At 70.0% G+C, this 13,765-nt stretch carries 8 protein-coding genes and 4 pseudogenes; 3 read left to right on the top strand and 9 right to left on the bottom strand.

The features are described from left to right. Positions 1-4: 4 nt before the first annotated feature. Positions 5-487, top strand: a pseudogene (locus tag SGFS_RS49020) (AMP-binding protein); the annotation flags it as partial. Positions 488-588: 101 nt separating this feature from the next. Here the strand turns inward: SGFS_RS49020 and SGFS_RS49015 are convergent. Together SGFS_RS49015 and SGFS_RS49010 are read right to left on the bottom strand one after the other, a co-directional pair. Next, positions 589-1,905: a ferredoxin reductase family protein gene (locus SGFS_RS49015; protein ID WP_286259241.1), complete on the bottom strand. Its 1,317-nt coding sequence runs from the start codon at positions 1,903-1,905 to the stop codon at positions 589-591. Between the two features lie 342 nt (positions 1,906-2,247). Next, a complete protein-coding gene (locus tag SGFS_RS49010) occupies positions 2,248-4,140 on the bottom strand; it encodes an amidohydrolase (protein WP_286259240.1) in 1,893 nt (630 codons plus the stop codon). A 120-nt stretch (positions 4,141-4,260) separates the two neighbouring features. Between SGFS_RS49010 and SGFS_RS49005 the strand changes: the two genes are divergently transcribed. Then, positions 4,261-5,313: a LacI family DNA-binding transcriptional regulator gene (locus tag SGFS_RS49005; protein WP_286259238.1), complete on the top strand. Its 1,053-nt coding sequence runs from the start codon at positions 4,261-4,263 to the stop codon at positions 5,311-5,313. 188 nt (positions 5,314-5,501) lie between these two features. Here the strand turns inward: SGFS_RS49005 and SGFS_RS49000 are convergent. The 6 genes and pseudogenes from SGFS_RS49000 to SGFS_RS48975 form a co-directional block, all read right to left on the bottom strand. Further along, a pseudogene (locus SGFS_RS49000) lies at positions 5,502-5,930 on the bottom strand (non-reducing end alpha-L-arabinofuranosidase family hydrolase); the annotation flags it as partial. An 18-nt stretch (positions 5,931-5,948) separates the two neighbouring features. After that, positions 5,949-8,384 carry a SpoIIE family protein phosphatase gene (locus SGFS_RS48995; protein WP_286259237.1) on the bottom strand — a complete coding sequence of 812 codons (2,436 nt, stop codon included), beginning with the start codon at positions 8,382-8,384 and terminating at the stop codon, positions 5,949-5,951. A gap of 314 nt (positions 8,385-8,698) precedes the next feature. Continuing rightward, positions 8,699-9,262, bottom strand: coding sequence for an MBL fold metallo-hydrolase (locus SGFS_RS48990; protein WP_286259235.1), 564 nt, complete (start codon positions 9,260-9,262; stop codon positions 8,699-8,701). 55 nt (positions 9,263-9,317) lie between these two features. Then, complete coding sequence (locus tag SGFS_RS48985) at positions 9,318-9,932, bottom strand: TetR/AcrR family transcriptional regulator C-terminal domain-containing protein (protein ID WP_286259233.1); 615 nt, start codon at positions 9,930-9,932, stop codon at positions 9,318-9,320. A 206-nt stretch (positions 9,933-10,138) separates the two neighbouring features. After that, on the bottom strand, positions 10,139-12,205 hold the full coding sequence (locus tag SGFS_RS48980; protein ID WP_286259231.1) for a SpoIIE family protein phosphatase: 2,067 nt from the start codon (positions 12,203-12,205) through the stop codon (positions 10,139-10,141). 335 nt (positions 12,206-12,540) lie between these two features. Next, positions 12,541-12,696, bottom strand: a pseudogene (locus tag SGFS_RS48975) (pirin family protein); the annotation flags it as partial. Between SGFS_RS48975 and SGFS_RS48970 the strand changes: the two are divergent. Continuing rightward, a pseudogene (locus SGFS_RS48970) lies at positions 12,683-12,835 on the top strand (transposase); the annotation flags it as partial. The pseudogenes SGFS_RS48975 and SGFS_RS48970 sit on opposite strands and share 14 nt — an antisense overlap. Positions 12,836-13,142: 307 nt before the next feature. On the opposite strand, the gene SGFS_RS48965 reads toward SGFS_RS48970, so the two are convergent. After that, positions 13,143-13,640 carry a flavin reductase family protein gene (locus SGFS_RS48965; RefSeq protein WP_286259228.1) on the bottom strand — a complete coding sequence of 166 codons (498 nt, stop codon included), beginning with the start codon at positions 13,638-13,640 and terminating at the stop codon, positions 13,143-13,145. Positions 13,641-13,765 lie beyond the last annotated feature (125 nt).

Genomic DNA, 13,765 nt, shown 5'->3' with positions numbered 1-13,765 from the left:
CTACGTGGTCCTCTACTTCGCCCTCGCCCGGCTGGGCGCGGTGTCCGTACCCATCAACTTCATGCTGACCGGCGAGGAAGCCACCTACATTCTCGACCACTCGGGCGCCATCGGACTCATCGTCGAGGACGCCCTCCTGCCCGTGGCCCGAGTGGCCCTCGAACACGGAGCTCTCGCGGACACCGTCGCGCTCCGCGGCGTGATCGCCGCCGACGCGCCCGACGTGCCCGACGCGCCCGGCGGGACGCGTGCGCCGGGCGCATGGGAATCCGTCGCGGACTGGATGGCGTACGACGATGCGACGCCTCAGGATGTCTTCGTCGCGGAGGACGACCTGGCGCAGCTGATCTACACCAGCGGCACCGAGTCCCGTCCCAAGGGAGCGATGCTCTCCGCCCGCAGCCTGATCGCCCAGTACGTCACCTGTGCGGTCGACGGCGAGATGAGCGGGGACGACATCGAGGTGCACGCCCTGCCGCTCTTCCACTGCGCGCAACTGCACTGTTTCCTCACGCCGGGCATCTATCTCGGCGCCACCAACTCTGCGCTGAGGCTCCGGTGGGCGCGCCCACCGGAGCCTCAGCGCCGTCAGGCCAGACCGAACCGCTCGGCGTGCACTTGCCGACGGGGAACTCTCAGGCCGCGTAGGCCACTGAGTACGGCCGAGGTCATCGCGGGCGGGCCACAAACGTACACGTCGCGTTCGGTGATGTCGGGAACCAGAGCACGGAGACTCTCCGGCTCGAACGGCGGGCTGCCCTCCCCCGTGCGGCCGGTGACCAGGTGCAGCCGCCCACCGAGGTCCGCGACCAGAGTTCGTACCTCGTCGACCAGCACGGCGTCGTCCTCGCTGCGCACCCGGTAGAGCACGACGACGTCGCCGGCCGGTTCCTCCTCCAGCAGGGCTCGAACCGGCGTGATCCCCACTCCTCCGGCGATCAGCAGTGCGCCGGGCCGCGTGCGATGCAGTGAGGTGAACGCCCCGTACGGTCCTTCGACGAACGCGCGGCTCCCGACCGGGACGTGCCGCAGACCGGCGCTGGTGCTGCCGACCGCCTTGGCCGTCAGGCGCAACGTGCGGCCGTCGGGTGCCGCCGACAGCGAGAACGGATTGGCCAGCCACCAGTGGTTGTGCCCGGGGAACCGCCAGATGCAGAACTGACCCGCCCTGGCCGGCAGCCTGTCGAGGTGGCGGCCGGTGACATGCACCGACACCACGTCGTCCGACTCCGGCACCACCGCCGTGACCTCGAACCGGTGATAGGCGTTGCGCCACAGAGGCATCACGATCCGCCCCGTGACCAGGGCACCGAACGCGAACAGCCACAGGGCCCACCAGTAGATCATCGCGGGCGCGGAGGAGCTGAAGGTCGTGGTCTCCTGCAACTGGTGGACGAACGCCAGCCCCAACGCGAGGTACAGCAGCAGGTGCACGCCGTGCCACGTCTCGTACCGCAGCCGCCGCCTCACCTGTCGGGCGGAGACCGCGGCGACCACGACGACGATCGCCGCGGCCAGCATCCCGAGCAGAGAGGCCGGCACTCCGGCCAGCGCGAAGAACGTCTTCGTCATCGACGCGTCATCGAGCCTCGCGTAGCCCAGCACCACCAGCACGGCGTGGGTGAGGAGGGTCCACAGCAGGGTGAAGCCGACCCACCGGTGCCACACCGTCAACCGGTCCATGCCGATACGGCGGTCGAGCCACGGCAGCCGGGCCACCAGCAGCAATTGGAACAGCATCAGCACGGCGGCGTGCAGGCCGAAGAACTTGGCGACCGTGAGCACCCCGTTCTTGCCGGTCCCGGCGGTGAGGAACAAGACCTCGACGATCACCAAGTTGACGATGACAAACGTCCACAGCGCCCACCGCGCCGCGACGACCGGAGGTATGGTGCCCCGTCCCACCTGTGTACTTGTCGCCTCCACCGTTTCCCCTCTTGTCCATGTGACGCACTGGCGCCCGGTGCCCGCGAGGTCGCGGGGACCCGGGCGTCCCGATCTGATACGGCCCCTGGGCGGGGCAAGAGTACGGAACATGGCGAGAAGTTGACCCTACTTGGCCTCGACTGTTCTTGTTCCGCGATCGGCACGCTGGTCGAACAGACCGCACGTGCCTCATGGGGTGCCCTGCGATCACTTCGCGGGGCGCCCTCTCGTTTCCTCGACTTCACCCTCGTGAACCCCGCAGACAGCCGGACCCAGCGGGTCGGCAGCCTACGCGCCGAAGACGCCGACGCGATGCGCGGGTCAGTGACCTTGGCAACAGGAACCGCCCGACGCCCGGCCGGCGCCCAGCGCGTCCATGCGCTGCGCCGCCTCGGCTCGGGCCCGTCCCGTTTCCGTTGCCGCCTCGTGGACCACCCGTCCGGAGATCAGGGTGTATTGGACCTCGATGGCGCGGATCTCCTTCACGGGCACCTTGGTGATGTCCCGGTCGAGGACGAGCAGATCGGCCCGTCGGCCCGGCCGAACGGTTCCCGAGTTCCCGTCATGCAGTTGGTGCGCCGCGCCCGCGGTGTGCATGACCAGCGACTGGGACCGGGTCAGCCCTTCGCGGGCGTTGAGAGGCGGCTGGTTCTCCTCGGGATTGCTGCGGTCGATCGCGGTGGCGATCTGGGTGAAGGGAAGCAGCGGGTCGACCGGCCAGTCCGAGCCACCGGCCAGCAAGGCCCCCGCCTTGGCCAGGCTGCGGGCCGGGTACAGGCGCGCGTACCGCTCCGGCCCGACGTAGGGCCGCAGCGCGTCGTTCGTGAACGAGGAGGGCAGCGCCCACTGCAACTGCATGCCGGCCACCACTCCGGCGCGGGCGAAGCGCCGGTAGTCGTCGGGGTGTACCAGTTGGAGGTGGGTGATGGTGTGCCGTCGGCTACGGCGGCCGGGGCGGGCGACGGCCTCGTAGGCGTTCAGAGCCGTGCGTACGGCGCGGTCGCCGATGGCGTGGGCGTGCATCTGCCAGCCGTCCGCGTCCAAGGCGCGGACGAGGGCCCGGTAGTCCCGGTCGCTGACGTGGAGAGGACCACGGTTGTCGGTCGGCCTGCCCTGGGCGTCCAGGTACGGGTCCAGCAGGGCGGCGCTCTGCGCCGGGAACTCCATCACGCCGTCGAGGAACACCTTGGCCGTGGTCAGCCGCAGCCTGGCCGGTCCGGCGAACCGCCTGCGCACGTCGCGCAGGAACTCGGCCGCCGCCTTGGGCTTCTTGGCGAGTTCCGCGTCGATCAGCAGCGCGGGGGTGATGCGCTGCGGCAGCAGGTCCTTGGCCATGAGGTCGGCGTAGGTCTCGACGGTGTCCTCGCCGCCGGCGGCGTCGAGGAAGGACGTGATTCCGGCGGCCAGGAGCGCGCCGGCCATCTTGACCTGGGCGGCGAGGATCAGGTCGGGACTCGGCGGAGGGATGACCGGGGTAACGAGCCCTTGTGCGTCGTCCTTCAGCAGACCGGTCGGTTCCCCGTCGGCGCCGCGGACGATCTGTCCTCCCGCGGGGTCGGGGGTGGTGCGGTCGACTCCCGCGAGGGCGAGTGCCCTGCTGTTGGCGAGGCTGTTGTGGAAATCGGAACCCTGCAGGTAAATCGGGCGTCTGGTGTTCAGCGAGTCGAGCAGCGACTTGTCGGCCACGGTGCCCGAGGGCAGCAGGCCGACGGGGTTCCAGTCGGTCACCTGGAGCCAGCCGTCCGGTTCCTGCGCCGCCGTGGCGTCCAGCATCTCCTGGAGTCTCGCGCGGAACTGCGGAACCGTCATGCTCGCATTGCCCAGCGACGGGTTCAGGGACTGCGCGGCCGCCCCGAGCGGGTGCATGTGCCCGTCCTGGATGCCCGGCATGACCGTACCGCCGTCGGCGTCGATGACGACGGTACGGGGGCCGATGCGACGGCGTATGTCCGCGTTTCCGCCAACCGCGAGAATTCTTCCGTCACTGCCGACGGCCACCGCCTGCGCCGTCGCGCCGCCCTGGGCCGCGGTGAACACCCGCCCGTTCAGCACCACGGTGGCCACCCGCACCGGGGACCGACGGGTCGCGGCCCGGGCGGCTGTACCGGGACCGGCCACGGCGAGGGCGCCCGCCCCGGCCGCGGCCAGGAACGTCCGCCGTTGCAGCGAGCCGCCCACGGGTTCCGCAGAGGTGCCGTCGAAGACATCTGGCATCTGAAACTCCTCACCCGGCGGCCGTCCCGGCCGCCGTCGCCGGGTACGCTGAGTGATTAAGGCCTTAACCACAAGCCGTCACAGGGCTGTTGGGGAGCAACAGGCGCTGTTGGGGTGCACATGAGAAACTTGCGTGTCTGGCAACGCCCCACGCTCGATGCCGTGGCCGCGCGGGCCGGGGTGTCCACGGCCACGGTGTCGAACGCGCTCAACGGCACCGGGCGGCTGTCCGAGACGACCAGGCAGCGCGTGCTCGCCTCGGCACGCGAACTCGGTTACGCCCCGGCCAGCACGGCCCGTGCCCTGGCCCGCGGCGGCACCGGAGTGCTCGGTCTGACCATGACGACATACGGCGACCTCCCCGTCCCCTACACCGAGATCCCGTACTACGCACAGCTGGCGCTGAGCGGCATCGCCGCAGCGCATGAGCGCGGTTACCTGCTCATGGTGATGCCCAGTTCGTTGTCACCGTGGATGTGGCTCAACACGCCGATGGACGGCGTCATCCACGTCGATCCGCGCGCCGACGACCCGGTGCGTTCCCTCCTGCGGGAGCGTGGCATCCCCATGGTCTGCGACGGCCGACCGCCCCAGCCGCACTGGTGCGACGCGTGGGTCGACACCGACTACGACGCGGGCCTGTCTCTCATGCTCGACCACCTCACTGAGGCCGGCGCCCGGCGGATCGGGCTCTCCCTGCCACTGCACGACGACGAATACCCGCACCTGATCGAACGCGCCTACGCGTCCTGGTGCGCCGAACGCGACCTGCCCGTCCTCGTCGAGGAGTACGCCTCGTTGCCCGACTACTTCACCGCTGAGCGGGACGCGGTCAGTCGGCTGCTCAACCGCGATCCACGACCGGACGCCGTCATCGGCGTCTACTCCGACTCCGGTCACAACATCCTCGCCGCCGCCCGGCACCACGGGCTTCGGGTGCCGCAGGATCTGCTGGTGGCGTGCATCAGTGAGGATTCGGACTACGCGACGACGACCCCGCCCGTCACCACGCTCAGCCTCCGCCCGGACCGGGTGGGCGACGAAGCGGTCGATCTGCTGATCGCTCTCATCAACGCCCGCGGCGGTGTGGACCGGCATCGGCTCGTGCAGCCGGTCCTGACCCCTCGCCGGTCCACACGACGCCCGGTACGGCGGGGGAACGGCACACCCTGACCGCAGGCCCGGACCGCAGGCCCGGACCGCATCGGCGGGGCATTGCCTCGCCATGCGGTTTCGTTCGGATCAGTTCCGGATGCGGCAGGTGACACCGGCTGCGGAGGCACCGCGGCAAGCAGCGCGCCGTCACCCCGCCGGGTGGGATCCCCGGCGGGGTGCGTCGTCCTCGGCGATGGTTCAGGCGGTCAGCAGGTGGAGTTGGTCTGGGTGAGCAGGCCCATCCGCCAGGGCAGGCGGATGTAGTCGCCCTCAGCTCTGGGGTCCAAGCCCTGGTAGACGTACTGCAGTCGGCACGGATTGATGGTCAGGGTCTGGTCGTTGCCGGCGCGGACCATCTCGCCGTGACTGATGTCCTCGGTCCAGACGCCGCCCGGGAAGGTGACGTTGTTGCGGCTGGCGAAGGGTTCGTTCTCCGTGGCGGCGTGGGGGGTCCAGTTACCGGTGAGGCTGGTGGAGGTGAAGGACCGGAAGTAGCGTCGGCCCGACGTGTTGCTGATGGCCTCCTGGAGCAGCAGGTACTGGTCACTGCCGGCGACCTTGTACACGTTGGTCGTCTCGAACAGGTTGTTCTTGGTGTCCGACATGACCATCTGGGTGTTGCCGAAGCCGTTGGGGATCGCTCGCGCGCACGCTCACTCAACCGGCAGGGGCTGCTCCGCCCAGATCGTCTTGCCGACGGAGGTCTGACGACTGCCCCAGCGCTCGGCGACCTGGGCGACGAGCAGCAGTCCGCGTCCGCCCTCGTCGTAGATGCGGGCCCGCCGCAGGTGCGGGGCGGTGCTACTGCCGTCGGAGACTTCGCAGATGAGTGCGTCGGCGCGGATGAGCCGCAGCTCGACGGGGCCGTTGCCATACCGGATGGCGTTGGTGACCAGCTCGCTGACGATCAGTTCGGTGGCGAACTCGAGCTCGGCCAGCCCCCAGGTGTCCAGCTGCTCGGCCGCCACCTTGCGGGCCCCGGCGACGGCCGCGGGATCCATGGGCAGCTGCCAGGTGTGTACCTGGTCCGCGCCGAGCGTGGAGGTACGGGCCAGGAGCAGGACGATGTCGTCGGCAGGGGGCTCGGGCAGTACCTTGCGCAGCACTTCGTCGCAGGTTTTCTCCAGGTCGGCGGCCGGGCGGCGCAGCGCTTCACACAGCAGGTCGAGTCCGACGTCGACATCGCGGCCGGGGGTTTCGATCAGGCCGTCGGTGTAGAGGGCGAGCAGGCTGCCCTCGCCCATCTCGATCTGGGCGGCCTCGAAGGGCAGTCCACCCAGGCCGAGCGGTGGCCCGGCGGGCAGGTCCAGTACTTGCACCGTCCCGTCGGAGGTCACCAGGACGGGCGGCGGGTGCCCTGCCCGTGCCAGGTCGCAGCGGCCGGTGACGGGGTCGTAGACGGCGTAGAGGCACGTGGCCCCGACCTCTCCCGAGGCCCCCTCCGCCTGCCCTCGCACATCCGGGCCTTCCTCCCGGTCGAGGCGGACGACCAGGTCGTCCAGCCGGGTGAGCAGCTCGTCGGGGGCGAAATCTGCGTCGGCGAGGGTCCGTACCGCGGTGCGCAGGCGGCCCATCGTGGCCGAGGCGTGCACGCCGTGGCCTACGACGTCGCCGACCACCAGCGCGACCCGTCCCCCGGACAGGGCGATCACGTCGAACCAGTCTCCGCCGATCTCGTCCCCCGAACCGGCGGGGAGATACCGGTGGGCGAGGTCCACCGCCTCCGCCCCGGTCAGCCGCTCGGGCAGCAGACTGCGCTGGAGGGTGAGCGCGGTCCGGTGCTCGCGGGTGTAGCGGCGGGCGTTGTCGATACTCACCGCCGCCCTGGCGGCGATCTCCTCGGCGAGCGTCAGATCGTCCTGGCCGAAGGGATCCGCAGTGCGGTGCCGCAGGAGGAGCATCACGCCCAGGGTGACGCCCCGCGCGCTCAGCGGCACCATCATCACCGAGTGGATCTGCAATCGCCTGATGCTCTCGGCACGGGCCGGGGAGGCCGTCGACCACTCGCGCAGCAGCGAGTCGCCCACAGTGTGGTAGCTACCCCGGCCGGTGATCAGTGCCTGGGCCTGTGGTGAGCCGGGAGGGCAGACGTCGGTGTCGCCCAGCGGGACCACGGATTCCGGGCATCCCGGGAGCACCGACCGCTGCGCGGTACGGCGGCAGACGACCGGCGTGGCGGGGGGTATCGGTTGCGGCTCGTGTCCCTGGACGACCGATTCCAGCAGGTCGACGGTGGCGAAGTCGGCGAATCCCGTCACCGCCACCTCGGCCAGTTCCTCGGCTGTCCGGGTCACGTCCAGGGTGCTGCCGATGCGCACGCCGGCGTCGTTCAACACCGCCAGGCGGCGACGGGCCCAGTACTGCTCGGTGATGTCGATCACCAGGGCCGACACCCCCAGCACCGCGTCCGCCCGGTCCTTCAGCGGGGAGAGGAACACAGACCACGCGTGATCGCGGACCTCGCCGGAGGCCCGAAAGGGCTGCTCCTCACGGAAGATCATCTCTCCGGTGCGCACGACCTGGTGCTGAAGACGATCGATCTCGTCCAGGGGCGGGTTGGGATAGATCTCCCACAGTGTCCGCCCTCTCATCTCCTCCGGCGTCAGCCCCATGGCCTGGCTCATCACCTGGTTGCAGGTGACGAACCGCGCCTCGCTGTCGTAGACGGCCACGGGCAGCGGGAGCTGCGCGAGCGTGAGGTTCCACAGTTCCGCCGTCCCCACGTCGGTCGGCCGGGAGGAATACGTCAGCGCCGCCGGGGTGACGACCCAGTGGTTCCTGCCGTCCGCGTCCACCAGCGGCGTGCCCCGGAGCTGCACGGTGACACGGTCTCCGTGCCGGTTCCGCAGCGCCAGATCGCTCGTCCACGGCTCCCTGGCGGCCACGTGGTGCCGCATGGCGTAGGGCAGCTCCCCGGCGAGCAGGTCGACGGCCGGCAGCCCCGTCACTTCCTCCGGCTCGTACCCGAGCAGCCGCCCGGCTCCGGCGCTCCACACCATGACGGCTCCGCGGGCGTCGATGACGACCGCGAAGTCGTCGGGTGCGGCTACGCCCCTTACTCCTATGGTCGTGTCGGGCTCGTTGTCCATGGGGTATCCCGACCTCGTTCCTACCGCGCCCCGGCACGGCGCTGCGTCACCCGTCGCGGGGTGCTGCCTCCAGCATCCCGCCGCGGCACACGGCGCTCAACCGGCCGCGGCAGGCCAGGCAGCCGACGGGACTCGGGGCAAGCCGGGCTGGGGCCTGTCGTCACATTCCCGTCGTCCGCCCGAAGGGCGGGCCGAGCGGCGGCGTGGGGGTACCTCCCACGCCCTTGAGGCAGTGGGTGAGCGTGCATGGCGTCGCGAGGCAGACGGGAATGTGACGACAGGCCCTAGCTCGGGAATGTGACGACAAGCCCTAGCTAGAGGGGCGTCGACGACGACGGCACGAAGGGTGCACCGTGTCCCGGCACGATCAGGGCCGGGCCGAGAGCCAGGACCTTCTCCCTGGCTGCCCGCAGTTGATCGCGGTCGGGCGCGAAGGGGTCGTCGGCCGGCCCCTCGGCGGACCACCACAGATGGGTCAGGACCACCAGGCCCTCGTCCGCCGCCACCAGGGTGCTCACGTCCTCGGCGGTGTGGCCCGGGGTCGTCATGAGCGTGATCGACGAGGAGAGCCTGTATCCGTCGGCGTTCCGGTCCTCCCAGACGTCGTCGCGGTAGATGGCCATGTGGTCGTGGAAGCGGGCTTCGGGAAACAGGGCGGCGTTCAGCGTGTGGTCCGGGTGGTGGTGGCTGAAGATCACGTCGGTGACGTCCTCGGGGGCGAGTCCGTGGGGTGCCAGCGGGTCCAGGATGAGCCGGCGGTCCGCGACCATGCCGGGATCGACGATCGCGACGGTCGCGCCGTCGACGAGCAGGGTGACGGTGCCGGCCACCCGCGCGTCGGCGTAGCCGGTGGTCAGGACATGGAACGAGGCGGTCATGACAGGGCTCCTCTGGTGAGGCCTTGAGTGATGGGTGTGGGGCCGTGCGAGCCGGTCACCGGGGAAGGACCGCCCGGAAGCCGGTGATCAGGGCGCGGAGACCGACGTCGAAGGCGAGTTCGGCGCGGCGGTGGTCGGCGGGGGTGTCGTCGAGTACGGCGGTGAGGTGCGGGGCGGTTTCGCGGTTCACGTCGGAGACCATCACCGGCGGGGCCACGAGGTCCAGGGCGGAGCCGAGGATGAAGCTCTCCATCGCGTTGATCAAGGGCATGACCTGGCTAGCGGTGAAGCCGGCGGTCAGCAGGAGTTGGGCGACCTTCTCGTACATGGCGTGCAAGAAGGGTTCGGCGAGCGGGGCGGTGGCGAGCAGGGGCACCGCCCCGGGGTGTGCGGCGAAGGCCTTGCGGTAGGAGCGGGCCCATTCCTCGAGGGCCTGCTCCCAGGGCTGTGACGAGTCCCAGTCGCCGGGGTTGGTCTCCAGGGCCAGCTCTTCCCTCATGAGCGAGATGATCTCGCCCCTGCCGGACACATGGTGGTAGAGCGCGGACGGGGCGACGCCGAGCTCCCTGGCCAGGGCGGGAATGGTGAGGACGCCCTGGTCGTCGGCGATTCTCAGCGCTGCCGCGCCGATGCGTCGGCGGTCCAGCAGAGGGGTGCGCGGCCTTGGCACGAGGGCTCCTCTTCGAATGTCTCCGGGTTCGGCAGGCGGCACGGCCGCCTGCACGACCTCACCCCCGGCTGTTCGAGTGACCCCTACATTACCGAAACCGAATCGGTTTCAGTTCGGTTGTCGTACGACGGAAGGGCGTCACTGCCAGGCCATGCACGCCGACACGCTCAAGCCGGAGGCGCTCGCCGCCCTGTACGGGACGGACATCAGCTCCCGTGCCGGGCGAGGAGCAGCGCCACATCGTCCTCAGGCTCACTGTCCAGGGCGCCGAGGAGCAGGTCACACGTCTCCTCCAGGGGGAGGTGGGTGCCTTCCAGCAGGCGGAGCAGGCGCTGCAGTCCTGCTCCGACGGGTGTCGCGCGGCTTTCCACCAGGCCGTCCGTGAACAACGCGAGCATCGCCCCTTCGGCGAGTTCCCGCTCCTCGACGGTGAACGGCACGCCGCCCACTCCAAGTGGCACTCCGTCGGCGGTGTCGAGGAGTTCGGCTTTCCCGTCCGGGTCGACCAGGGCCGGCGGCAGGTGGCCCGCGCGGGAGAGTTCGCATCGGCCGTGCCGGGGGTCGCAGACGACGTAGAGGCAGGTGGCCAGCGTGTCGAAGTCGCCGAGGGACGTGGCGAGGCCGTCGAGGTGGTGCAGCAGCTCGGCGGGAGGCAGATCGAGCCGGGCGAGGGCGCGAGTGGCCGTGCGGAGCTGGCCCATGATCGCCGCGGCGTGCACACCCTTGCCCATCACGTCGCCGACGACGAGTCCGACTTTGTCGTCCTTGAGCGGAAGCACGTCGAACCAGTCCCCACCCACCTCGCTGATGGCGGGCAGATAGCGGGAGGCGACCTCGATGCCGCCGTGATGCGGTGGCGGCTCCTGGGACAGCAGGCTGCGCTGGAGGGTGAGAGCGGTGTCGCGCTCGCGTCCGTACAGCCGCGCGTTGTCGATGCCGATGGCGGCGCGCGCGGCCAGCTCGGTGGCGAGGGTGAGGTCCTGGTCGTCGAACGGCCGGGGGCTGGCCGTGCGGTACAGGCTGAGCGCGCCCAGTACCTCGCCGCGGGCCACCAGGGGAGCGGCCAGATAGGAGTGGACAGCGGCGTGCCGCAACGTCTCGGCTGCTGAATCGCCCCTCGCGATACGCCGTATCGCCGTGCCGTCCACGCGTTCGAGCAGGATCGGCCGTGCCTCACGTACGCACTGGGTGACAATCTGAGACGAGCTGTACAGGGCCGGCTCCCCGACCGGGTCCGCGGCCTCGATCGCATCGGCGGGACGGCTTGCTTTGAGGGCGAGCGCGCAGAAGTCGAGGGAACCGTCCGCCCGTGGTGCTGCCATGCCGCCAGGGTTGACCACCGAGTCGAGTACGTCGACGGCCGCGAGATCGGCGAGCTCGGGAACGGCCACATCCACGAGTTCATGTGCCGTCCGGCGCAGATCGAGCGTGGTGCCGATACGGACGCCGGCGTCAGCTATCACCGCCAGGCGCTCGCGTGCTTTGGCGATCTCGGCCGCTGCCCGCTGCCGCTCGGAGATGTCGAGGATCGCCATCGCCAGGCCCAGAACACGCCCATTGTCATCCTCGATCCGGTGGTACGACTCCGAGTAGGCGTGATCTTCGCTGTCGGCGGCCGTCCGGCCTACCGTCTGCTGATCCAGCAGTGGCTCACCGGTCCGGAGGACCTTCCGCATCCGCGACTCGATGGCCTCCACGTCGAGAGCCGGCAGCACCTCGCCGACGCGCCGGCCCAGCACCGCTTCCTCGGGGACACCGTTCATGCGTTCCAGTGACGGATTGACACGCACCCACCGCAGGTCCGTGTCGAAGACCGCGATGCCCACCGGCGACTGGCTGACCAGGATGTGGGACAGGGCCAGGTCCCGCTCCACGTTCCGTACGGTCTCGGCGTCGGTACCCAGACCGAGGGCATGGACGTCGCCACGGGCATCGCGCAGCTGCATGGTGCGGAACTCCACCCGGCGCGTGGAGCCGTCCTTGTGCCGCACCGGAAAGACCCCCGCCCAGCGCGCGCCCGTGCGCACGCGGTCGAACAGTTCGTGTGCCCGTGACCGGTTCTCCGGGGCCACCAGCAGTGCACCCGCGTCCTGACCCAGCGCTTCCGCGGCGGGGAAACCGAGCAACGACTCGGCTTCGGGACTCCACAACACGATCCGGCCATCGCTCCCCACGACGAGGGCCGCCACTCGCAGCACGTCCAGCAGCCCACCCGGCGCGGCAGTGACCCGCTCCTGCCCACCGCTCCCGGTCCGGGCCTTCTGCTCACGCATACCGGGGCTCCAATCCTGCGGCAGCACACGGGCGCGCTCTGGCCCCCCTCCCCACCACCGGGCTTAGGTCAGTCATACCTCTACCGACCGAACACCGCACACCCTGGCCGCCTGTGCCGCACGAGTCGGCTCAGTTCCCTGAAGTGAAAGGCGAGCACGGGGCGGACAGCAGAGCGAGGGATGCGGCAGCGAGGCAACGGGCACGCTGTCGCCACACATGCCGCGTCACCCTCGGCCATGTCGTCATGGCTCAGCGCAGGCGTCATCACGGCGAGCCGTGAGAGCCCCGCGCCCCCTGTGTACGTGCTCCGGCCAGGCAGAAGACCTGCCGTAGGTCAGCGCACTCTCCCCCGCGGCTTCAATGGCACGGCCGGCAGTACGGGGGCAGGCAACGGAGCACCGTCATGCCCCTTCACCTCACCGAACCGCGTCCCTTCCCTCCAGTCCTTACGCGCCTGTTCGATCTCCTCCTGCGACCGTCCGATCCAGCGCAACGGCCACCGCGACAAGACGCTCATCTCCCAGGCCGGCAACCTGGACCTCGCGATCCCCGAGCTGCGGTCCGGGAGCTTCTTCCCTGCACTGTTGGAGCGACGCCGCCGCATCGACCAGGACCTGTACGCCGTCATCACGTGAAGACGCTGATCGGGCGCCGCTTCCACCAGAGATCATGGGGACCGCTGTCCGAGCACCTCGGGGCGCCCCCAAGCTCGTCGCGGTAGAACGAGAGGCGGTCACCTCGCACTTCGCGTCGACTTGATCCCTCCAACGACACACGCCGTCCAGGTCAGTACCCGGCAGGCGCAGACCGTGATGGTGACCGGCAAACATCGTCACGGCCGCAGGCGAAGGATCTGACATCGCTTGCGGCCGGCGGTGGCCCTCACGGCATGGAACTACGGGCGGGCGTCGTGCGCCTCGCGCAGCGGCCACCTGCTCATGAGACGGCCAGGCGTCGGAACCTGCTGTTGTGGAACACCAGAGGTTCTGTGTCGGGTTGGGCCTGCAGACCCTGGATTTCCAGTAGGACGATCGTGTGGTCACCGCCGGGAAGTTCGGCGTGCAGTGAGCAGTTCAACCAGAGACTGGCGCCGTGGATGTACACGCCGCCGTCCTCGTCGGCGTCCCAGGCGACCCCCGCGAACCGGTCGCCCTCCTTGCCGGCCAGGGACCGGCAGATCTCGTCCTGTCCCTGCGCGAGCACGCTCACGCCGACGTGGCTTCGCCGTCGCAGTTTCGGCCAGGTCGTGGAGGTGTCCTGCACACAGACCGATATCAGGGCGGGTGACAGGGAGACGGGGGTGAATGTGCTCGCGGCCATGCCCACCGGGGTGCCGGAGTCGAGTGCGCACACGGCTGTCACCCCGGACGGGAAGCAGCCGAATGCCTGGCGCAGCAGGGCAGGGTTGGTCGGTGTCGCATGCAGAGGGCTCATCGGGGGCCACCCTTCCGGTGCCGGTGTGTGCGGTGCGGTGCGGTGCGGTAGAGCTTCGGCGTGGATCGCGGGGGTGCGTGGGACGGGGGTCAGTGGCGTATGCATGGCTTCCTCGGAGGGGTTGA

Source organism: Streptomyces graminofaciens (assembly GCF_030294945.1).
GTDB classification, from domain to species: Bacteria; Actinomycetota; Actinomycetes; order Streptomycetales; family Streptomycetaceae; genus Streptomyces; species Streptomyces graminofaciens.
The sequence above is the reverse complement of the archived record's forward strand: the minus strand, read 5'-3'. Positions and strand labels throughout refer to the sequence as shown.